This window comes from Agrobacterium sp. (assembly GCF_032092815.1).
Taxonomy (GTDB): domain Bacteria; phylum Pseudomonadota; class Alphaproteobacteria; order Rhizobiales; family Rhizobiaceae; genus Agrobacterium.
On sequence record NZ_DAMDBP010000013.1, the window covers coordinates 6750 to 27481 of the forward strand.

Consider the following 20732-nt stretch of genomic DNA (forward strand, 5'->3'; position numbering starts at 1 on the left):
GGTTATCTTGAACATGCGTTGGGTTTGCTCAAACGATGTGCCCTCAGCTCCGTTCTTTGCGATCTGTGCGCTGTAACCTGCTTGCTCACCCAGCAATTGCGCAACCTGAATATCGATGTTTGCTTTTCCAATCGATATCTCGATGGTGTTCAGCTCCTGCTGGTTTTCTGCATTATGTTTGTTGATGATATTTGCCTTGCTGCGTTGGCTTTCGCTTAGGGCTTGCCGCGCTTTTGTCAGGGCAATTTCCAAATCCAGCAGGTTACTTTCCGTCTCGGCCAATCCTCGATCAAGTGAATACTGACGGGATGTGGTGGTCAAACCCTTGCTGACAAGGCTGTTGACGGATTCCAGTTCTTTTCTCGCGCTTGCGATCTGGCGTTTCTGGGATTCAATTTTTGCTTCCAGCGACTGGATCTCATGGCTGTAAAGTGACGTCAAATCTTCAGCCGCGGAGATCTGACTTTCAATGTCCACGCGTCGAAGACGCATCAGGTTCAGCTCTTCGAGACGGGATTTTTCAACGGATGGTGTTGCTTCAATGTCCTCGGGGAGGGTGAAGTCATTTTGGCCGGCAATTTCGGCCTGTAGACGCGCCTTGCGGATGACGAGATCCTGCCGGTTCAGTATCCCCGCGCGATAGGCTCCCGCGGCTTCGATACGGTCCCGCTCAAAAACGGAACTACCATCGCGGGAACGCAAAAAACCGCCTGCGATGCTAACTGCTTTCATGACCGTCATGCCTGCCTCAAACGGGTAGCGTCCAGGTGTCTGAACTGTTCCGGTCACGAAGATTGGCGCATGCTGCGCCACCTCAATGGATATGAAGGGCTTCGATTGGAAACCGGCTCTCACGGCCAGTTGTTCTGCAATGTCTCCAGCCAATTGCTCTGTCGTTTTGCCGGCAGCAAGCACCTGTCCTGCAACCGGGACCGAGACATTGCCCCCCGCATCAACGGTATAGACGCCGCCCAACGCTTCCCAGCTTGCATATTGCGCATCCGTTGAACGCCATTCGACGACACGCAGCGTCAGCTTGTCTTCGGTGACGAGCTTGTAGTCATCTGCCTGGGCATGGCCAACCCAAGTCGTCATGAAGCACAGGGACCAAAACAGGCATTGAACGAGGTTGCGGCTTAGGTAAGTGGTCAACAGAGATGCCATCATTACCGTTCCACTTCCTGTTTCGCAGTTGCAGAGCCTGCGGCTGATTGAGCAAATTGTGGCGTAATCTCCAGTATGCGCTCCGGTGAGGATGTGCCTTTGATGATATCGCCAAGTGCCAGAAGATTGCCGCGAAACCGGCCGCGCCGATCAATGTCCTTGTCACCACGTACCAGACCGGTGACATTCGCCGTAAGGTTCATTGTCGCCTGCACAAAGGCTCTTCCGACAGACATCGTGCCTTTGCGGGAGAGATAATAGGGATTTGCGATCTGCGAATAACCAAGGCGATTTCCCGGTTGACGGCCGGACTTCACCCCTAAATGCACACCTCTTGCCGCTTTAACCTGCACGGATTGCCCGAAGCGGGCAATCAGCCGGCTGAAGTCGACATCTTCAAGCCATCCATAGAGTGGAAGTCTTTCATCAAACCGCAGGCCCTGAGTAACAACGATGCTCATGCGCAACGCCATGTTGCAGCCATATGCGTTGTAGGTGTTGACCAGTTCGCTGTCTGGCTTGCGTGACACGCGGATGATGTCCAACGCCTGTCGTAATTCAAGACCGCCCGAGAGAATGCCATCCGCGAGCACATGGCCGGTTGCAATGGCGATATCCGGGTTTTCGGAAAAGGATTTTTTCATCTGGATGAAAAAATCGGGTGAGGGGATAAAATCGTCATCCAGAAAAACGAGAATGTCTGCGCGACCAGCAGCTGAGGCAAGAATGCGGTTGCGCTGGATGGTCAATCCCCGTTGACCGGTCAACAGCTCGACGCAGGTGTTGGTTGCCAAATCCCCGGCATGGCTCATATCAGGCACACATACGACAATTGCATCCGGCTGATTGGTCATGGTCTGTAAATATGACACCGTCTGGTTGAGGATGTCAGGGCGGCCAGCAGATGCGATGCCAACGATGATGCACATGTCACTCTGGCAGAAACTTTTGTCTAAAAGTGGTGGATCGCAAGCCTGTGTTTTCAAATGTGATCTTGAACTTGGTGTGCGCATCAGACGGTCCCCGCTGGCGAAGAGTTCAAAACTGCCCCGAGCACGTCGACGCCAACGCCGCGCAAATCTTCAATCACGCGAAGAGCGCTGTCTGTGGCGGTTTCTCCATAGGTCATGACAAGAATGATACCATCGAGCTCTGGTGCAATTGCGCTTGCATCGGGAGAGTTGGTGGCAGGGGAAATATCAACGAACACGGTATCAAATTGTGATTTCAGTTCAGCCAGTTTGAGCTCGGTACGGTGTGAACTCAGCCTCACAGCCGGTGTGGTACCTGTGCGTGTACCAATTGGCAGGAATTTCAAATCTGGCAAAATACGAAGCATTGCGCCTTGCAGCAGGTTCGGTGCATCCAATACGTTGGCCAGGCCAATCGCGTCGGATGGTGCCATCAACTTGCTGAGCCCTGAGTTGATATATTCCGCATCCACCAGCAGCGTCCGCGAACCGGATGCGGCTGATAAAATGGCCATTTCGCATGCAATCGTTGAAGTTCCGACCTGACGATCAACACCAACAATGCCAATGAGCGTTTTGTTTTTTCGCCTCAGACCTGCCACACGTGCAGATAGATCGGCTATGCCGGGAATGAATTGCTGCTGATCATGACCTGCGCCGCCCGGCTTTGACAACTGGCGTGTCCGCCGCAGTCCTGCGGTCTTGGTCAGGGGGGCAACGAAATTAAGCCCAGCCATATTTGTAAATGCATGTGGCCGTCTTATCCTGCGGTCTGTGCCATGAAGGAAAAGCGCTGCCATGCAGCCTGCACCGAGGCCAGCAATCATCGAAAATGCCATGATAAGGCTTGATCTTGGCCGATCTTTCGATAGAGGCGGCGTTGCCTTGGAGACAATCGTTACATCTGATACCGGATAGCTGATGCGGTGCTTTGCTTCGGCAAACTGATTGAGAGTGTTTTCAAAGAGTTTGCGGCGCGCATCCGTGGCACTTTGCAACTCCGCCAGTTTGAACTGATCGCGAGGATCACCCTTGAACGCGGCAAGCGCATTTGAGGCCTCGGTGAGATCCTTTTGTTGCAATTCGACGAATTTCTCGAGCCAGGCACTATATTGGCGTGCGGCCTGTGCTTTCATCTCGATGTTCTTGCTGATGTATTCTTCGGCAACCGTATCGGCAATTCGAGCTGCCATGATCGGGTCCGTCGCCGAGGCCGACACTTCAATGATGGTCGAGCGCCCAACACGCCGCAGTAAGACCATGTTTTGCAAGCGGGCTGCAACACGCTCTGCCCGCGCGGTTTCCGGATCGCTGTTGCCGGTGGGCGCGCTTGGCTCACCGGAGCCTATCAGCATGCCTTTCAGGCGTTCCATTAACCCGGGTGCCTTGTCTGCAAAGGCAGGATCAGCCGCCAGATTGAGTTTTTTTGCAGTCGCATCCATCACATCGGTTGAACGGGCGATTTCCAGCTGCGCTTCGACATAGGCATCTTCAGCAACCGAGCGTTGGGTTTCAGTCGTTGGTATCTGCGGGAAAATCAGCAGTTGCGTGTTGGCCACAAAAATGCGGTCGGCCACAAGCAAATAAGCAAATGCCAGCAACATTAATGCAATCGTCGAGCCGGTGATGATGCGCCACCGCAGTTTCAGGAAAAATGCGACATCCGCCAGACCGAGAGAAGTCCCGTCTTCCTGCCTTCCTTGCGAAAGAGGGTATAAGGAGGTTGTTCTGAAAATCTGGTTGGAACTCATCAAACAATATCCTGGAATGCAGATTGGCAGAGAAATCGATATCAATAGATGCTGGGATCAAAATTGGATCAGTAGGATCCTTTTTGAGACAAAAGTGCTGGTATCGTTTTTGCTAGGATGGTCATGTCAAACCACAGCGACCAGTTGCTGATGTAATAGAGGTCAAGAGAAACGCGGTGTTCATAGCTCACGTCACTGCGTCCGCTGATCTGCCAGTGACCGGTTACACCGGGACGTTTTGACATGTAGGCGGCAATATGATCGCCATAACGAGGCAGCTCTTCCGCCGTCACCGGACGAGGGCCGACAAGGCTCATTTCACCCCGTAAAACGTTAATCAGTTGCGGCAGCTCATCAAGACTGGTGCGCCGTAATATGTTGCCGATAAAGGTGATCCGGGGGTCGCACTTCAATTTGCGGGATTTTTCCCACTCTTCTCGCGCCACCGGATCATTTTTTAGTAGCTCGTCCAGTCTGGCGGCGGCGTTCACGCTCATAGACCTGAACTTCAGACAGCCGAAGCTCGCGCCAGCAAGCCCGATCCGTTTGTGCGAATAAAACACAGAACCACCGTCAGAAAAACGCACCAGCAGGGCAATAACAATAAAGACGGGAGACAGCGCTATGAGAGCAACAACAGCAACCAGAATATCCAGTGCTCTTTTGGCTATTTTTTGAAATGAAAAATCAGGTTCTGCACTAACAGCTTTCAAGCTGCGTGTATTTTGCTGCATCGAACCCCTCATCAATTTTTGAATAAGAAGAGCCTAATTTGATGCATTGCAACAACCTTGTCTGTGACCAAGGTCATAATGCTTAACAAATGTTTATGATAATGTTCTACTAAGTCTTGTTGTGAGTAATTGAAATGAAACTGTTTGTTGATTAATCATCTTCGGCGTTTCAGAGTAATTTTGATGCTTAATAATAATACATGTTGCTGATTTTTCATTCAAACTAATAAAAATTGCATATTAGAATTGACATTTATTGTTGTTTGGCGAATGATTAGTAACGGCTTTTATCGTAATAAGAATATATGTGTAATATATCTGCAATAGTCGTATATTCTTGTAAGTATAGATATATTTTGCGATTGCTTCCTTCTTGAGTCAAGAATGATTTCCCGGACAATCGTTTAACGTTTTGCATTACTCGGTATTTCTGGAGAATTCGCAGATGAATGGCGTTTCGCATGCCAATTTTTTGGCAAAGACAACGAATGCAAATTTTTCAACTATAGCTGGCGCATTCGCCGATTGCGTCCTTGTTGCATCCGACAGGAAGCTCCGCAAATTCAGCAGAGGTGAGATTATTATTGGAACGGGCATTGAAACCGACCTGTTCGCCCGTGTTGAAAGCGGTCTCGTAGCTGCAAGTACCATGTTGCCGGATGGACGTGAATTTATTCTGGAGATCGTGGCGGCCGGTGGATTGATTGGTGAACTTGCTGTTCTCAACAAACAATCCTTTCTTCTTGAATACCGTGCGATTTCAGATTGTGAACTGCACTTTTCTGATGGCAGACGACTGAGGGATTCTTATGCACGCAACCCGCGTGTCCAGGAAGAAATCCTCTCCCGTGCCATGGCCCGCGTCAGTGAACTTGAACAGCGTCTTATTTCAAATGCCGGCTCCAGTCTGCTGAGCCGCCTTGCTGGCACCATCTTGCGTTTGACGACGGTTTATACCCGCGCTGGCAACGGCACGACCGACGAACTCAAGATCTCACAACATGAATTGGCGGCTACCCTTCCTGCATCGCGGGAGAAGGTCAATCAATGCCTCAAGCGCTTGCGCGAGTGCAGGGTGATCGATGCCAGCCACGGAATAATCTACATCCGCAACCGCAACGCCTTGCAGATGTTTGCGAACGGGACATCCCCGTCAAGGTGATCTGCTGTCCCCGACGGGACCTTTTCTCCAAACTTTTTTGATCCTTGTGAATTCAATTCCCACACTTCGCGCAGTTTGTGCGGGGCACGAGAAGTATTTTCTAAAGTTCTGATAATTCGTTTTATTTTTGAAAGCAGGCGGCGACATGACCTCGCTCTATCATGACAGATTTGCTGATGTTGACCGGTCGTCGGGCAGGGATGTGGTTCGTGCAGATTTGGGCGGGTATGCGGGGCGTGATGCGCCAAACGTCGAACTTGAGCGTATTGTCATCATTGACGATTATTCGATGGCCAGAGGGGGCGCGACGACGCTGTCCTTGCTGTCAGTACGGCTGTTTCGGCAACAGGGCATTCCAGTTACCTATATTTGTGGTGATAGCGGTGCCAATGAAGAGTTGCACGCCATTGGCGTAGAGGTGGTGGCACTTGGCGCGCAGGATTTGCTCAACGCAACCAAGTTCAAGGCCGTCGTCAACGGTGTTTATAATGTTGCGGCCTTGCGTTTGCTGGAAAGCTGGATCCTGCAAAACGACACGCCTAACACGGCATATCACGTCCACGGTTGGTCGAAGATTTTGTCGCCAGCGGTGTTCAAGGCTCTTGCAGCTGTGGCCAGACGTTGTGTCGTCCACGCGCATGACTTTTTCACAGCCTGTCCAAACGGCGCTTTTTTCGATTACCAGGCGCAACATATTTGCCATCGCAAACCGCTCGGGCTGAGTTGCATTTCAACGGCCTGTGACAAAAGAAGTTATTCACACAAGCTTTGGCGCGTTGCGCGGGGATCCCGCATCACCAATCTCCTGACGGATAACAGGGATTTCGGCACCATCGTGTTGCTACACGAAAAGATGGCCAGCTTTCTTGTTCAGGCCGGTTATGAAAAAGAACGGCTTGTCACAATCAGAAATCCGGTTTCGGTTTTGTCGAAGAGCCGTATCGAGGCAGAAAACAACAATGAATTTGTCTTCATCGGTCGCTTGGATGAAGAAAAAGGTATCGAGGATGCCATTGCGGCTGTTGAAAAAGCTGGCGCGCGCCTTTGTGTGATCGGCGACGGGCCACTCAAAGGCAGGTACTCTCAATTAAACCCTCAGATACGTTTTGTTGGCTGGCAGTCGCATGAAGAAATCGGCCAGGTAATCCAGACGGCGAGCGCACTTTTGATGCCATCGCGATATCCCGAACCGTTTGGGCTTGTTGCTATCGAAGCAGCACGAAGCGGTTTGCCGGTGATCATGTCCAGCAGTGCATTTCTGGTGGAGGAAATGGTGGCCGCAGGCATGGCGCTCAGCTGCGATACCAAAAATATCGACGTGTTTTCAGACGTATTGCAGCAGTTCAACGATCTTGCACCATCACAACGCCGCATCATGAGCGAGCGTGCATTTCAATATTCGCAACCTTTTGCACTGACGCAGGAACAATGGCGCGATGCTCTTGTCCGCGAATATTGCAAGCTGGTCGACGCACGTATTGCGCCTTCGACAGCATCATACATTTCATAAGGGAGGTAAGCGCGTGACACCTGAAGCAAACGCCCATAGTCTGGAACCCAAGCCCTTCACGGCTGAAGTCTCTGTTACAAAAAAAATACGGTTTTGCCGTCCCCCAAGAAGTTGAAGGTCGCCATCGTACATTACTGGCTTGTCTCCATGCGCGGTGGTGAGAAGGTCGTTGAAGAGCTGTGCCGCATGTATCCGCAGGCGGATATCTTCACCCTTGTCTGCAACAGAGACAAGCTGAGTGACTTTCTGAAAACCAGAAACATCAAAACATCCTTTTTGCAAAAAATACCTGGTGCCAAGCGTCACTATACAAAGATGCTGCCTTTGATGCCGTTCGCACTCGAGCAGTTTGATCTGCAGGATTACGACCTGGTTATTTCAAGCGAATCCGGCCCGGCCAAGGGCATCATCACCCGGCCAGACGCCCTGCATATCTGCTACTGTCACTCGCCCATGCGGTATCTATGGGATCAGTGTCACGTCTACCAGAAAGGGCTACCCCGCTTGGGTAAGGCAATGATGTCGCTGACGGCGCCGTTGCTGCGGACATGGGATGTGACGACGGCCTCGCGCGTTGACGTGTTCGTTGCCAATTCAACCTATGTGGCCAACCGCATCCGCAAATTTTACGGACGTGAGGCGGAGGTGATTTATCCCCCCGTATCGGTCGATGATTTTGATGTGGCCACAGATCCGGGTGAGTTTTATCTCTATGCTGGCCAGTTGACGACCTACAAGCGGCCAGACATTGCCGTTAGGGCCTGCACGCAGAGCAACCGTAACCTCATTGTCATCGGGGAGGGCGAGCAGGAGGCGTATCTGAAATCAATCGCGGGCCCCACCGTGCATTTCATGGGGCATCAGCCTTTTTCAGTTTTGAAAGATCATTTGCGTCGCTGCCGCGCGCTGCTTTTCCCGGGCACAGAAGATTTTGGCATTCTGCCGGTCGAAGCAATGGCAAGCGGACGTCCGGTTCTGGCGTTTGATGCAGGTGGTGCGCGCGAAACTGTTTCCACCTCTGAGGTCGGTTGCAGATTTGAGCCGCAGAATGTCGAGGGGCTTATCGAGACCCTGGATGCTTTCGAAAATATCGAAACGCATATGGAGCCTAAGGCAATTCGCGATCATGCCCTGAACTTTTCCAATCAGGTGTTTCAGGAGCGTCTTGGCAATCTTATCGAGCAGCACCTGGCCAAACGCGCAGAGGCGCCCAACGATGCGGCGTTTGCCAAAACCGGCAAGTTACAGCCTCGCGAAGCTCCAACGGTCATCAAGGCGGTAAAGTCCGCCCCGGCAGGCTTGTGAACGTGTGATGGCGGAACAGTTCTTGCCAGAAGTCAAAGGTGAGGCAGAGGCAATCTGGTGACAGTTTCTCAAAAGACAGCCACCGCGAGTATCTGGACAATTGGCGGCAAGTTCCTCGCGCGGATACTGGATTTCGTGACGCTTCTGGTCCTGGCGCGCTTGTTGTCACCGGACGATTTTGGGCTTGTTGCGATAGCGACATCACTGCTTGTTATTGTTGAAGCTGTTTTGGACTTACCTTTGGTGCAGGCGCTGGTGCGGCAGTCCGAACTGTCGCGCGCCATTCTTAAAACGGCATTCACTCTCAGTCTGTTGCGAGGCGCCGTCATCGTTGCTGCCATGCTCTTAATGGCCTGGCCGTTTGCGTGGTTTTATGACGAGCCACGATTGTTTGCCCTGATTGCCGTCATATCGCTTGCACCTGCCATGCGCAGTATCAACAGCCCAGGCATGGTCGTTTTTATGCAGGCCTTTGATTTCAGGCGCGATTTCATTCTGGATATCGGCGGCAAGTTTCTGACGCTGATCTGTTCGGTTTCTGTGGCCTATATGACGGGCAGCTACTGGAGCCTTGCGGTTGGCACGGTGGTTGGGCCTGCATTTTCAGCCGTTGTGTCTTATATTTTTGCCCCGGTGCGTCCTGGTTTCAGCCTTTCCGAATGGGGCTTGTTTCGTGACATGATTGGCTGGAACAGCGTGGCGCAAATCTTGACGTCGCTGACCTGGCAGATGGACCGTCTTTTGCTGCCGCGATTTACGCCCCTCTCCACATTTGCAGCGTTCAGTGTCGCGGATAATCTGGCCTCGATTACCCATCAGACTTTCGTAAATCCACTGATGCGTCCCTTGATGGTGGCGTTTGCCCGTCTGGACGACAAACCTAAGCTGCAAGTCGCTTACATGAAAGCGACCGGTGCCATCACACTTGTTGCTACACCGCTGCTGATTGTTCTTGCGCTGCTCGCCGAACCTTTGATCCACATTATTCTCGGTGAGAAATGGGTAATGGTCGCGCCGATCCTGCAAGTTCTTTGCCTTGTAAATCTGTTCAGCCTGCCCGCAAATCTGATGCCAGCGCTGGCGATGGTTCTGGATAAAACGCGTTATCTGGCATTGCGCACATGTCTGGAATTTGCGGTGAGAACACCGGTGGCCATCATCGCCATACCGATGCTGGGTATAACAGGTGCATTTTATGCCAGGTTTGTCACCGTGTTCATCGCCTATGTGGTGTCGGTGATCATCACCAAGCGTCTGATCGGCTTGTCATGTCTGGCGCAATTCTGGGCTTTTGCCAAACCTTTGGCGGTCGGCATTCCTGCTGCAGCATTCCTGTTTTCAATAGAACCCCAACTGTCATCGATGGCACCGAGTTTTGAACTTGCGGTCGTGCTGGTGATGGCGGGTGGTGCGGCACTTGTTTTTTATTGGGTATCGGCACTTTTGGTGTGGCGATTGATGGGGCGTCCTGCGGGGCTTGAGGCTTTGGTCGTGCAGAGGCTGTGTGCTTTTGTCCCTGTACTTCCTTTTCAAAAAGGAGTTTCCCGATGACCAATTCATTTTCGTTGAAACAATCGGTTGTCCGCAAAAACCTGTCGTGGTTCGGATGTCTTGTCCTTGCTGTCGTTGCGGGCCTGACCGTGTGGTTGTTTTTGACAAGGCCCGCCTCTTCTGAGGAGACGCTCGACATCAACGACTTCGAGCAGACCTTTGCCGAGGATTTTGACAGTCTTGATGTGTCCCCATGGGGCGAGAATGGCTCACGCTGGATTGCCCACACGCCTTGGAATGGCGATTTTGGAGACGCCAAATTTTCAGACCCTACCGAGGGTTTTCCTTTTACCACCACGGACGGCATTCTCAGCATTGAAGCTAGAAAAGCCCCTGACGGTAAATGGTATTCCGGACTCCTTGCATCGACCAACCCCAAGGGGGAGGGGTTCTCTCAGCAGTTTGGGTATTTTGAAGCGCGCATGAAACTGCCGCCCGGAAAAGGCGTGTGGCCGGCTTTCTGGCTGATTGGTGTGGACCGCTCCAAGTTTACGGCTGAAATTGACGTTATCGAATATTACGGCCGAAAAAATTACGAGTTTAGCAGCGGTTATCACATATGGCGCCAGGACCATGGCGGCGAAAACAGCAGCGATGGCAAATGGACAATCGTGCCGGATGGCATATTGAATGATGAGTATCATACCTACGGTGTCGAGATAACACCCGACAAAACCACAATCTATCTTGACCGAAAGGCGATATGGAACTTCAAGACACCGCCTGAGTTCCACGTGCCATTTTTCCCGCTGGTAAATCTCGCTCTTGGGCCGGGTTGGCCAATCGACGAAACGCCCAACCCGTCGATCCTTCTCGTGGATTATATTCACGTGTTCAAACGAAAGACACCGGTTTCGACTGAATAACCGGATAAGCGTACCATGCATTACGCCGCTTCGGCGGCGTCAATGCGTGACATGCCACCAACCACACCGGCAAAGTCGCGCCACACGGCAGTAGCGCCGCTGCGCCATTGATCAAGCGACTCCGGTTCAAAAAGTTGCCCGCCATGAGATAATGCCGTTTGCACTGAGGCTGCCTCATCCTCGACAATCAGTTGGTTGAAGTAGTCGGCACCAGCTGCTGTTTCTTCTGACAATACCCTCTTTTCATCATCAGACAGACCACTCCAGAAACTGCTGGCAAAATAGACCACGCCGGATGCGCGGATGTGGCCCGTCTGCGTCATGCAGGGCACGACTTCATACAGTTTGAAACCGGCATAGGCCGATTTCGTCAGGTCCATGGCATCTGCCACACCGGAGGCAAGGGCATTGTAGGTTTCAGTGATTGGTATGCCGACAGGAACCGCACCAAAGGCACTCCACAGTTTTGTGTGCAGAGGGCTTTGAATAACCCTGATTTTCTGGCCTGCGATATCCTGCGGTGTGCGGACGGGTTCTTTTGTCAGGAGGTGGCGGGCGCCGTAATCGATAAACCCGCCAACAACGAATTGCTGTTCCAGCAGGCCGGCTCGCAAACTGTCGCCGATATTGCCATGAACAACCCTTTTCAGGTGGTCGCCATCACGAAATAGGAATGGCAGGTCGAGAAGTTGCAGTTGCGGCACCCAGCCCGACAATGCAGACACTGTAGAGAGGCTGGCCTGAACGGAGCCAAGCCGCATGCTTTCCGCCACTTCCTTTTCGCCGCCCAGTGCACCATTGGCGACGATGTTGAAACGGAAGCGACCCGGCAGACGGGCGTCAACCCGAGCAGCAATCTGTCGCCAGATTTTAGTTTCCGGTTTGTCTTCTCCCAAAAGCGACGCGACAGTGATCACCTGTGTTCTGGCGTAGGCCGGTTTCATCACTCCGGGCAATGGCAGAACGGCAGTTGCGAGGCCAAGGCTTTTCAAAAACATACGGCGAGGAAGTTTATGCACGGAAAGAATCCTTTCAGCGGAAAATGAGCGCGTAGGCACATAAAATGACAAGAGAAGCCAGAAGGGCCGCCAGATAGGGCAACATGGCGCGAAACAGCGAGGATGCAGGCACTTTGGTGACGCCACTCACCACAAAAACCAACATGCCGATTGGCGGCGTCAAGCCGTGGGTCATCAGGTTGACGACCAGGATGACCCCAAAATGGACAGGATCGATTCCCGCAGCGATTGCCCCTGGCAGCAGGATTGGCCCCAGCAAAAGAATGGCTGCGCCAATATCCAACACAAGACCCGCGACCAGCAGAATGAGGTTAGCCAGCAGCAAAACAGCGAAGGCGCTTCCGCCGAGAGCCGCGACGAAATCGCTGACATGTCCGGCAATGCCATCGGTCGCCAACAGAAAGGCAAAGGGCGCGGCGGTGCCGATCAGCAGGCCAATGGCGGCGGCCTCGGTTGCGGCTTGCCGGAATGTAGCAAACAGCGCTTTACCGCCGGTTCTGGCAAAAAAGGCCAGCGAGAATGTATAGGCGGCAGCCAGCGCTGATGCTTCGGTGGTGGTGACGATGCCAATACGGATACCTGCCACGACAATGACACCAAGGCCAAAGGCCGGAATGGCGGCGAATGCTGCCTGCCAACGCTCTTTTGCAGGGGCGGGTTGCCGCCTGTACTGCTCCTTCACAGTAAAATGGATGGCAACAGCAAGACAGCATGCCATGATGCCGCCGGCAAAAAATCCACCAACCAGCAACGATCCGATCGAAAGATTTGTGGCAGCCGCCAGGATCAGAAAGGCAATAGACGGTGGAATGACATTATCGAGCACGGATGTTGCAGCGATAATCGCACCTGCCTGTGGCGGTGGGTAACCATTGCGGACGAGCTCTGGCTGAAATGTTGCTGCTCCAAAGGCGGCATTGGCAACCGATGACCCCGATGCTCCCGAAAACATCACGCTTGTGAGCAATACGGTCTGTGCCAGACCGGCCCGTTTATGACCAACAAGTGTTTCCGCCACACGCACCAGTTTTTGTGCTGCACCGGAAATGCCAAGCAATCCCCCGGTCAACAGAAAGAAGGGAATGGCCAGCAACAGGAATTTCGACATACCGGTTACTGTTGTCGACACAATTGCCTGTTCTGGCAAAGTGCTGCCAAACAAGATCGCCAGATAGGCAGCGACAAGAAATGCATGCGCAAGCGGGGCGGCAACCAGTAACCCGACGCCTGCAAAAATAGCGAGATAGACACTGGCGGGAAGGGACGTGTCGACAAAGACAAATGGCACGGCATGATAAAACAGGAGGCCAAGGATCAAGGCGACAGTGCCGTGACGCCAGCGGCCTTGCGCCGCAAACCGCAGCAGCACCAATACAAGCATCAAGGCGCCGCCAACGCCGATGAAACCGAAGCGGATCCACTCCGGCAGTCCCAGTGTTGGTGAGTAACCACCAAGCATTGTGGTGATACGCGTCGCACCGAACAGAAGCACCAAGGCCGCCATGACTGTGATCGTGTTCGAGACGCTGCCAGCCAACTTGCGTCCGGTTTCGGGTAGAACCCGCACCAAAACGTCAAAGCGCATTGCCAATGCACCATTGAGACTGAGGGGCGCTGCCAGGGCGATCAGTGCAATATGCAGCCAGATGCCGAGGTCTTCCACACCAACAATACCAGCATGAAAGAAATAGCGCAGACCGGCAGTGACCAGCACGATGACCAGCATCGAGGCGAGCACCACAGCAGCACAAATGCCAAGCAGCGTTTCCGTCACAAAAACTGCGCGCGCCGCCGCAGTCCTGATCTGATCGCCGGCCTTCGTCATTTACCACCAGCCATGGAAGTGATGCACAGGGCCACGCCCATGTCCGACAGAAAGACTGGCGCTGGCGATCAACGCTTTTTGCAGATAGTCCTTGGACAGTTGCACGGCCTCCGTAAGTGAATGGCCTTTCGCGATGTGGGCGGTGACCGCCGCTGCCAGGGTGCAGCCAGTGCCGTGATCGTTTGTTGTGGCGATACGGGGGGCGGTGAATGCGTGCATCTCGTTGCCATCAAACAGGATGTCGGTGCTTTCAGGGCCCGATCCGTGTCCACCCTTTATCAGCACGGCACTTGCCCCTGCCTTCAGAATGCTTTCGGCCTGTCGAGCCTTGCCTGCCTGATCGGTGGCGATTGGCAGACCTGTCAGCAACGCTGCCTCGGGAAGGTTGGGGGTGACGATGGAGGCAAGTGGCAACAGGACCTCTCGAAGTGTTTCGATCGCGTCCTGTTGCAAAAGCCGGTCGCCTGAGGTCGCGACCATCACCGGATCAAGCACGACCTTGCGTTGATAATGCTGCAATCGCTCGGCAATGGCCTGAATGGTTTGCGAGCGTGAGACCATGCCGATCTTGACGGCATTGACATCAAGATCGGAAAAAACGGCATCCATCTGCGCGACGATAATCGGTACGGAAATATCTTCGACCGCCGTCACCCCTTTGGTGTTCTGTGCGGTGATGGCGGTCAACACACTGGCGGCATAGGTGCCAAGTGCCGAGAAAGTTTTGATATCAGCCTGAATGCCAGCGCCGCCGCCGCTGTCTGAACCGGCAATGGTCAGTGCAATTGCGGTCATGGGCGTTTCTCCGCCAAGGCAGCATCCACAGCGTTGCGAAACTCCTGTGTCGCGAGCGCGATATCAGTTGCCCTGAAAATGGCCGAGATCACGGCGATACCGTCGGCACCGGCTGATATAACCTGTGGCGTGCGTGTAAGATCGATGCCAGCGATGGCGCCCACTGGCATGTCAGGGCGCTGCTGGCGCAAACTGTCGCGTAGAGCACGAAAGCCATCAATGCCAACCGGACGATCCGGATTGACCTTGGAAACCGTTTCAAACACTCCACCGATGCAGGCGTAATCAACGGGAGCAACTGCAGCCCGCTTTGCATCATCAGCATTTTTTACGGTGAGGCCAATGATTGCCCTGTCACCGAGCAGCTGGCGTGCAGTTTGGGCATCCATGTCATCTGCGCCCAGATGCACACCATCTGCGCCGGCAGCCAGGGCAACATCGACACGGTCATTGATCACAAGTGGAATGCCTGTTGGTTCAAGCGCTGCCATAATGTCTTTGGCACGTTCGATCATCAGGCGGGTGGATGCCGACTTGTCGCGGTATTGAATCAGTGTTGCACCATTTTGTGCGGCAATACGCGCCAGTTCAGGCAGTGTGCCAATATCGGTGAGCGAACCATCGACCAGTGCATTCAGGCGATAATCAACCTTCGTCATGTTCTATCCTTGCATGAGTAATGATGTCCTGGCGGCTGATGGCGGACAGTGCATCCAGAAATGCCGGTTCGAATGTTCCAGGACCATTCGCGTAGGTGGCAGCCAATTGTGCGGCGATACCTGTCACACAAAGGGCCGCGCTGGCCGCCAGCAATGGGTCTGGTTCGACCGCCATGAATGCCGCAATCACTCCACCCGACAAGCATCCGGTGCCGGTGACTTTCGCCATCCAGGGATGGCCGTTCGACACGCGAACCGACCGTTTGCCGATGGAGAGGTGGTCCTGTGGGCCAGTCTGAATGCGCAGGCTGTTAACGGTTTCCTCAAAAAGCTCCATTTCAGCAGCATTGCCACGGATGATCGTGGGAGAAAGTGCAAGAAGTTGCTGCGCAAACGCCAGTCGCGATGGTGAGTAATCGCAATGGACGGGGTCAACGATCCACGGTTTCTTCTCCCCATTGGCCACCTGCACAGCATGCATGATGACCTTGCGGCGCTCCGCATCAAGAGTGCCGAGATTGATGGTCAAGGCGTTTGCCTTGGCCACAAAACTTGCGATTTCTTCCATCGACGAGGTCATCGACGGAATAGCATCGACGGCAGTGATGCCGTCCGCTGTAAATTTTTGCACGACGGTATTCATCAGGCAGTGCACGCGGGGACGGTGATGCCGTACCCGCTCAACAACATCCGCTATGTTTTCAGCGTTAATCGCAAATGTCCTGATCATTGCAGTTCTACGGCAATATCTGCAACGGCTGGTGCCTGTTTCACCAGTTCCATCTCCTGCATGAACTGGCCGAAGCGCTCGTAGCGTGCCCGATCAAGTGCGGAAGGACGTTTTGCAAAACGTGGTAGCGTGTCGATGAAGGCCTGTCGGTTCAGTTCGTCATCAAGGTTTGGATAGGCCTTGATGAACAGTTCCCAGGCTTCCTGCGGGTGGTTGGTAATGAAGATCGAGGCCTGTTCGACCGCATTCAGAAAACGTGGCAATCGGTTGTCGCCGATCGCGTCCTTGTTGGTGATGAAGATCAATTCATCATAGGCCGGAACGCCGTGTTCTTCGGGAAAGAAGGAATATCCTTCATGGCCCGCCAGCTTCATCTGGGTCAGTTCAAAGTTGCGGAAACCGCCCAGTGTTGCATCGACCTTGCCGGCAATCAGCGACGGGGAAAGCGAGAAGTTGACGTTGATGAGTTCGACATCGTCACGGCCCACGCCCTCTTTCTCCAGCATGCGTTTCAGCATCGCGTCTTCAAAACCGGATACCGAAAATCCGATCTTTTTGCCCTTCAGGTCCTTCAGGTTCTTGATCGGACCGTCTGCAAGCACGGTGATGGTGTTGAGAGGCGTTTCCACCAGGGTACCAAAACGCACAATCGGCACGCCAGCGGCATGATCGAGATAGAGGTTGGGCTGGTAATGAACGCCAATGTCAGCCTGTTTGGCCGCAACAAGACGCGGCACCGACGATGGATCGGCTGGTGGTACCAGCTCGACTTCCAGCCCTTCGGCCTTGAAGATGCCGCGCTCACTGGCAATGACCATCGGTGCATGATCAGGGTTTACGAACCATTCCAGCATCACAGTCAGCTTGTCGGCGGCATGCGTTATGTTTGCCGGCAGTATCGCGGCAAGAGCGATTGAAAGAGATAGGGCGAGTTTCTTCATCAGGCAGTTTTCCTTGAAACGGATGTGATTGAGGTGGAATGGTCTGTTTCGACCGCCCATGGGGTCAGCCCTGCCGTGATGCGGTCGATGAATAGGCGTGAAAGAACGGTCAGAAGTGCCAGAATGGCCATCGCCGCAAAAACCGTGTCGGTCTGCATGCGGGCATTGGCTTGCACCATGACAAAGCCCAGGCCCGAAGATGCGCCAACCCATTCACCGATAACCGCACCAAGCGGGGCGAGCGGCGCTGCAACGCGAAGACCGGATACTAGGCCGGGCAGGGCGAGCGGCGCGCGCAGGTGCACCAGAGCCTGCCAATGGCTGGCTTGTGTGAGGGCTACAGCATCAAGCATGTCGCGTGGGGTGCGTTGCAGGCCGTCATTGAAAGCTGACGCGACGGGAAAAAAGATGATCAGCGTGGTCATCGCCACCTTCGAGGCCATGCCGAAGCCCAGCCACAACACCAGAACGGGCGCCAGGACGAACACGGGAAATGCCTGCAGAACCAGCAAAGTGGGCCAGACAAGCTTTCCAAGCCGTGGAAAGGCGGCGGCGCCAAATGCCGTCGCAATGCCAAAACCTATGCCAAGCAAAAGGCCGAGCACCATTTCCGAAAGGGTTATGAGGCTGTTTTCAAGCAGATAGGATGGCTGTCGCAACAACGCCAAGATGACGCAGTGCGGCGAAGGTAAAATGTAATGCGCAGGGGCAAACAGCCACGCGCCGACCTGCCAGCCGATTGCCAACAGCAGCACGCCGCAAACGGCGGATGAGGCACGCATTTGGTCTATCCGGGATGATCGGCCGAATGAGAATCCAAGCCGCTAACGGCACCTTTGGTAATCTTGAATGTCATCTACGATCTCCAGACTTGCGACAATCACGGAGATCCAGGCAAGCGGAGAAGAGAAAAGGGGGCTTTGGGCCGCTGTTTCCGTTCCTACGCCGGTACGACCCGGATCAGGTTCAAGGGTCCGGCTCACCGCCATCTCAGCATCGTACGATGCCCCCCTCGGAATAGCTGCAAACTGTCGCGTTTTTATCCGGCTGTCAATTGCCTTGTCTTGAGTACAAGAAGACTGACTAAAGCGATGTTTTTCAACGGTTTTTTATTGCTTAGGATGTCGTGTTCAACTTTTCGTTACACAAGTTTTTAAGACATTTTTTCTTATAGCCATTTCGAACGACACCTTCCGGGGCAGCATGACGCATGTTGTTTGAGCTTTTCACAGAAGCATAGTTTTCTCACAATAATTCCTGTCGGAAGGCTGCCGCCGCGTAGCATCACATTCCGCATGGTCTTTCGCTGAAGGAAGCCCAACCTGTTGAATAACCTCAGCATCAAGTGGAAGATGCTGTCCGGCTTGTTCATGCTCGGTCTAGTCTCGTTTGGTGGTTTTGCGTTCATTACTGCCAGATTCAGTGATGCAAACACCAGATATCTCGGCGTTATCGACAAGGAAGCTACGTCTGCGATGATGAGCACCCGCGCGGCCAACAGCATTTGGACATCGGTCGTCTGGGCCGAGCACATGCTGCAATTGGATGCGCAGCATGCTGGTCTTCCTGAGATGCGCGAACGCTTTGATACCAATTTCAAATTGGTCAAGGAACGTCTGGCTGCGGTTCCTGCGTCGGCGCCAAGCCGCAAGGCAAGCAACTGAAAGCTTGCTGGCTGCGACGACAGAGATTCAGGCAACCTATGAAAAGATGCTGCAACTGCATTTTAGCGGCAATACTGCCGAATTAGCCGCCATTCAGCCGAAGCTCGAAACCCTGATCAAGCAGGTTTCGGATCAGGCTGGCGCCAACAATACTGCGCTTTCGCAATTGCTGGCTAGCGGCAGCACCGAGCTGTCGTCACCAATCGATTCGACGATCAGCCAAAGTTTCATCTTGATGTGCGTTGGTCTGGTCGCAGCGGTTTGTTTCGCGGTCTATGTTGCCCATGCCGGTATCACCGCGCCTCCGCTCCGGTTTCGCGACCTGCTGCACTTGCACCAACGGCAGCATCGACCAATTCCAGACCAATTGCCTCTCCAGCGCGTGCATTGGGCAATAAGCTCGCGAGCGCCTTCGGCGGCGGCTCTTCTTCCGCTGCGACCGCAGCCAAGGAAGCGGACTGGACAGAGTTCTGAGCTTTTAAGATTGCTTGAAACGAAAAATAACCGCCGCCTCACCATCTGGGGCGGCGGTTTTCTTTTGTCCGGCCTATCGCAATGCCCTTGACCTGGTCTGCCCCTTGGCCATAAGTGGCATCCGACGGTTCTCCAAAGGGTTTTGGCCGGAGGGGATTAATAGGGAACACGGTGCGTTTCTGTCGCAGAAACAATGCCATGGCTGCCCCCGCAACTGTAAGCGGATTGCCGCTCATCCCTGTGGTGTAGCTCTTACACCATGCCACTGTGCAACTGATTGCACGGGAAGGCAGATGGACGGCGTGAATTCGTGAGCCAGGAGACCTGCCGTTATTTGTTAATCCAACGCACCGGGCGGGGTTGTCCGGAAAGGAATCGTCATGTTATTACATAACATCTACATTTGTTGCCTCCGTTCATTGCATTGTTGGGTTAACCGCGCGTCCTTTTTCTAAACGCTGCGCAAACCGGGCAATACAGGCCTGTAATCTCAACTGCATTTCAAATATTTCCAATCGGAAGGCTTCCATGCGTGCCATCATAAAAACTCTCAGTGCTGTGACTGTCGTTTTCGCAGGTTTCTGCGCAACTGCCGAAGCAGCCACTCAATATCCCTTAACCATTACCAATTGTGGTCAGTCCGTTACCTTCGAAAAAGCGCCTGCCAAGGTTGTTTCGATTGGTCAGGGCATGACGGAAATTCTCTTTTCACTTGGTCTGGCTGACAAGATTTCTGGCACCGCGGTCTGGGTTGGGCCAGTGTTGAAAGACTATGAGAGCGTCAATGCGCAAATTCCGCGCCTTGCCGATAATGATCCAAGTTTTGAATCCGTCGTCGGCAAGGAACCTGATCTGGTTGCTGCGGAGTTCGAATGGCACGTCGGCACGCAGGGTTCTGTGGGCAAACGCGAACAGTTCGGTTCGCTTGGCATCAATACCTATGTTTCGCCAGCCGATTGCGTGGCAAAGATCAATGCCGATGGCGGCGATGGCGTGCGCAAAGAGCTGTTCACGATGGAGCTGATCTATCAACAGATCAGCGAACTTTCCGCTATTTTCGACATCGAAGACCGTGGCGAAAAACTGATTGCAGACTTGAAGGCGCGCGAAGCGGCTGCCGTTGCTTCAATTGGCAATGCGTCTTCGGCCAATCTGCCTGTTGTGTTCTGGTTCTCCAGCAAGGAAGTGAAAGGCGACGCCTATATCGCCGGCAAAAACAGTGCGCCTGCCTATATTCTGAAAACGCTTGGTGCAAAGAACGTCGTGAGCACCGAGGAGGAGTGGCCGCTGGTCGGTTGGGAGACCATTGCGGAATCCAATCCTGCGGTCATCGTGATTGCTACCATGGACCGTCGTCGTTATGCGGCTGATGATCCGGCAGTCAAGGTTGATTTCCTGGAGAAGGACCCTGTCACCAGCCATATGGATGCCGTGAAAAGCAAACATTTCGTCATGATGGATGCACAGTCCATGAACCCGACCATCCGTACGATTGATGGCATTGAAATCCTCGCAAAAGGTATTCAATCGCTCGGAATTTCCAAGTGACAGAAATTTCTACCCGCCGTTCAGCATGGTGGTTGCCTTTGGCAGCCACCGTCTTTTTTCTGG

At 53.5% G+C, this 20732-nt stretch carries 19 protein-coding genes and 2 riboswitches; of the genes, 8 read left to right on the forward strand and 11 right to left on the reverse strand.

The window, feature by feature from the left end; all coding sequences use genetic code 11:
- From RT613_RS09910 to RT613_RS09925, 4 genes are all read right to left on the reverse strand, one after another.
- A partial coding sequence (locus RT613_RS09910; protein ID WP_409558803.1) for a polysaccharide biosynthesis/export family protein occupies positions 1 to 1155 on the reverse strand: 1155 nt, incomplete at its 3' end.
- 11 nt (positions 1156 to 1166) lie between these two features.
- Complete coding sequence (locus tag RT613_RS09915; protein ID WP_313614972.1) at positions 1167 to 2093, reverse strand: glycosyltransferase; 927 nt, start codon at positions 2091 to 2093, stop codon at positions 1167 to 1169.
- An 83-nt stretch (positions 2094 to 2176) separates the two neighbouring features.
- Positions 2177 to 3886 carry a sugar transporter gene (locus RT613_RS09920; RefSeq protein ID WP_313614973.1) on the reverse strand — a complete coding sequence of 570 codons (1710 nt, stop codon included), beginning with the start codon at positions 3884 to 3886 and terminating at the stop codon, positions 2177 to 2179.
- Between the two features lie 68 nt (positions 3887 to 3954).
- Positions 3955 to 4620, reverse strand: coding sequence for a sugar transferase (locus RT613_RS09925; protein WP_409558797.1), 666 nt, complete (start codon positions 4618 to 4620; stop codon positions 3955 to 3957).
- Between the two features lie 445 nt (positions 4621 to 5065).
- Here RT613_RS09925 and RT613_RS09930 point away from each other — a divergent pair, with 445 nt between their 5' ends.
- The 5 genes from RT613_RS09930 (at position 5066) to RT613_RS09950 (ending at position 11014) form a co-directional block, all read left to right on the forward strand.
- A complete protein-coding gene (locus RT613_RS09930) occupies positions 5066 to 5782 on the forward strand; it encodes a Crp/Fnr family transcriptional regulator (protein WP_313614976.1) in 717 nt (238 codons plus the stop codon).
- Between the two features lie 145 nt (positions 5783 to 5927).
- Positions 5928 to 7292, forward strand: coding sequence for a glycosyltransferase family 4 protein (locus RT613_RS09935; RefSeq protein ID WP_313614977.1), 1365 nt, complete (start codon positions 5928 to 5930; stop codon positions 7290 to 7292).
- Between the two features lie 147 nt (positions 7293 to 7439).
- Positions 7440 to 8597 (forward strand): glycosyltransferase, encoded by a 1158-nt coding sequence (locus tag RT613_RS09940; protein ID WP_313615121.1) that lies wholly within the window; start codon positions 7440 to 7442, stop codon positions 8595 to 8597.
- 54 nt (positions 8598 to 8651) lie between these two features.
- Positions 8652 to 10148, forward strand: a complete 1497-nt coding sequence (locus tag RT613_RS09945) for a lipopolysaccharide biosynthesis protein (RefSeq protein ID WP_313615123.1) — start codon at positions 8652 to 8654, stop codon at positions 10146 to 10148.
- Positions 10145 to 11014, forward strand: coding sequence for a glycoside hydrolase family 16 protein (locus RT613_RS09950; RefSeq protein WP_313614979.1), 870 nt, complete (start codon positions 10145 to 10147; stop codon positions 11012 to 11014). The genes RT613_RS09945 and RT613_RS09950 overlap by 4 nt, the downstream gene beginning before the upstream one ends.
- A 20-nt stretch (positions 11015 to 11034) precedes the next feature.
- Here the strand turns inward: RT613_RS09950 and RT613_RS09955 are convergent, their stop codons facing one another.
- From RT613_RS09955 to RT613_RS09985, 7 genes are read right to left on the reverse strand one after another with little or no spacing between them, the layout of a single operon-like run.
- On the reverse strand, positions 11035 to 12033 hold the full coding sequence (locus tag RT613_RS09955; RefSeq protein WP_409558798.1) for a TRAP transporter substrate-binding protein: 999 nt from the start codon (positions 12031 to 12033) through the stop codon (positions 11035 to 11037).
- 13 nt (positions 12034 to 12046) lie between these two features.
- Positions 12047 to 13858, reverse strand: a complete 1812-nt coding sequence (locus tag RT613_RS09960; protein ID WP_313614981.1) for a TRAP transporter large permease subunit — start codon at positions 13856 to 13858, stop codon at positions 12047 to 12049.
- The gene (gene thiD, locus RT613_RS09965) at positions 13859 to 14653 is read right to left on the reverse strand and encodes a bifunctional hydroxymethylpyrimidine kinase/phosphomethylpyrimidine kinase (RefSeq protein ID WP_313614982.1); all 795 of its coding nucleotides are present in this window, start codon (positions 14651 to 14653) and stop codon (positions 13859 to 13861) included.
- A complete protein-coding gene (thiE, locus tag RT613_RS09970) occupies positions 14650 to 15312 on the reverse strand; it encodes a thiamine phosphate synthase (protein ID WP_313614984.1) in 663 nt (220 codons plus the stop codon). The genes thiD and thiE overlap by 4 nt, the downstream gene beginning before the upstream one ends.
- The gene (locus RT613_RS09975) at positions 15299 to 16042 is read right to left on the reverse strand and encodes a hydroxyethylthiazole kinase (RefSeq protein ID WP_313614985.1); all 744 of its coding nucleotides are present in this window, start codon (positions 16040 to 16042) and stop codon (positions 15299 to 15301) included. Before RT613_RS09975 ends, thiE begins: the two co-directional genes overlap by 14 nt.
- Positions 16039 to 16983: an ABC transporter substrate-binding protein gene (locus RT613_RS09980; protein ID WP_313614987.1), complete on the reverse strand. Its 945-nt coding sequence runs from the start codon at positions 16981 to 16983 to the stop codon at positions 16039 to 16041. The genes RT613_RS09975 and RT613_RS09980 overlap by 4 nt, the downstream gene beginning before the upstream one ends.
- A complete protein-coding gene (locus RT613_RS09985; protein ID WP_313614989.1) occupies positions 16983 to 17765 on the reverse strand; it encodes an ABC transporter permease in 783 nt (260 codons plus the stop codon). The genes RT613_RS09980 and RT613_RS09985 overlap by 1 nt, the downstream gene beginning before the upstream one ends.
- A gap of 138 nt (positions 17766 to 17903) precedes the next feature.
- A riboswitch (TPP riboswitch) is annotated at positions 17904 to 18006 on the reverse strand.
- Positions 18007 to 18308: 302 nt separating this feature from the next.
- Between RT613_RS09985 and RT613_RS09990 the strand changes: the two genes are divergently transcribed.
- From RT613_RS09990 to RT613_RS10000, 3 genes are all read left to right on the forward strand, one after another.
- Positions 18309 to 18647 (forward strand): hypothetical protein, encoded by a 339-nt coding sequence (locus RT613_RS09990; RefSeq protein ID WP_313614991.1) that lies wholly within the window; start codon positions 18309 to 18311, stop codon positions 18645 to 18647.
- Positions 18648 to 18651: 4 nt separating this feature from the next.
- On the forward strand, positions 18652 to 19212 hold the full coding sequence (locus tag RT613_RS09995) for a hypothetical protein (protein ID WP_313614993.1): 561 nt from the start codon (positions 18652 to 18654) through the stop codon (positions 19210 to 19212).
- Positions 19213 to 19229: 17 nt separating this feature from the next.
- Positions 19230 to 19468, forward strand: a riboswitch (cobalamin riboswitch).
- Between the two features lie 181 nt (positions 19469 to 19649).
- A complete protein-coding gene (locus RT613_RS10000; RefSeq protein ID WP_313614995.1) occupies positions 19650 to 20669 on the forward strand; it encodes an ABC transporter substrate-binding protein in 1020 nt (339 codons plus the stop codon).
- Positions 20670 to 20732: the final 63 nt, after the last annotated feature.

Bases quoted from the DNA above. Each gene is read 5' to 3' on its own strand.
- RT613_RS09915 (WP_313614972.1), bottom strand. From the start codon at position 2,093: ATGTGCATCATCGTTGGCATCGCATCTGCTGGCCGCCCTGACATCCTC.
- RT613_RS09920 (WP_313614973.1), bottom strand. From the start codon at position 3,886: ATGAGTTCCAACCAGATTTTCAGAACAACCTCCTTATACCCTCTTTCG.
- RT613_RS09925 (WP_409558797.1), bottom strand. From the start codon at position 4,620: ATGCAGCAAAATACACGCAGCTTGAAAGCTGTTAGTGCAGAACCTGAT.
- RT613_RS09930 (WP_313614976.1), top strand. From the start codon at position 5,066: ATGAATGGCGTTTCGCATGCCAATTTTTTGGCAAAGACAACGAATGCA.
- RT613_RS09935 (WP_313614977.1), top strand. From the start codon at position 5,928: ATGACCTCGCTCTATCATGACAGATTTGCTGATGTTGACCGGTCGTCG.
- RT613_RS09940 (WP_313615121.1), top strand. From the start codon at position 7,440: ATGCGCGGTGGTGAGAAGGTCGTTGAAGAGCTGTGCCGCATGTATCCG.
- RT613_RS09950 (WP_313614979.1), top strand. From the start codon at position 10,145: ATGACCAATTCATTTTCGTTGAAACAATCGGTTGTCCGCAAAAACCTG.
- RT613_RS09960 (WP_313614981.1), bottom strand. From the start codon at position 13,858: ATGACGAAGGCCGGCGATCAGATCAGGACTGCGGCGGCGCGCGCAGTT.
- thiD (WP_313614982.1), bottom strand. From the start codon at position 14,653: ATGACCGCAATTGCACTGACCATTGCCGGTTCAGACAGCGGCGGCGGC.
- thiE (WP_313614984.1), bottom strand. From the start codon at position 15,312: ATGACGAAGGTTGATTATCGCCTGAATGCACTGGTCGATGGTTCGCTC.
- RT613_RS09975 (WP_313614985.1), bottom strand. From the start codon at position 16,042: ATGATCAGGACATTTGCGATTAACGCTGAAAACATAGCGGATGTTGTT.
- RT613_RS09980 (WP_313614987.1), bottom strand. From the start codon at position 16,983: ATGAAGAAACTCGCCCTATCTCTTTCAATCGCTCTTGCCGCGATACTG.
- RT613_RS09985 (WP_313614989.1), bottom strand. From the start codon at position 17,765: ATGCGTGCCTCATCCGCCGTTTGCGGCGTGCTGCTGTTGGCAATCGGC.
- RT613_RS10000 (WP_313614995.1), top strand. From the start codon at position 19,650: ATGCGTGCCATCATAAAAACTCTCAGTGCTGTGACTGTCGTTTTCGCA.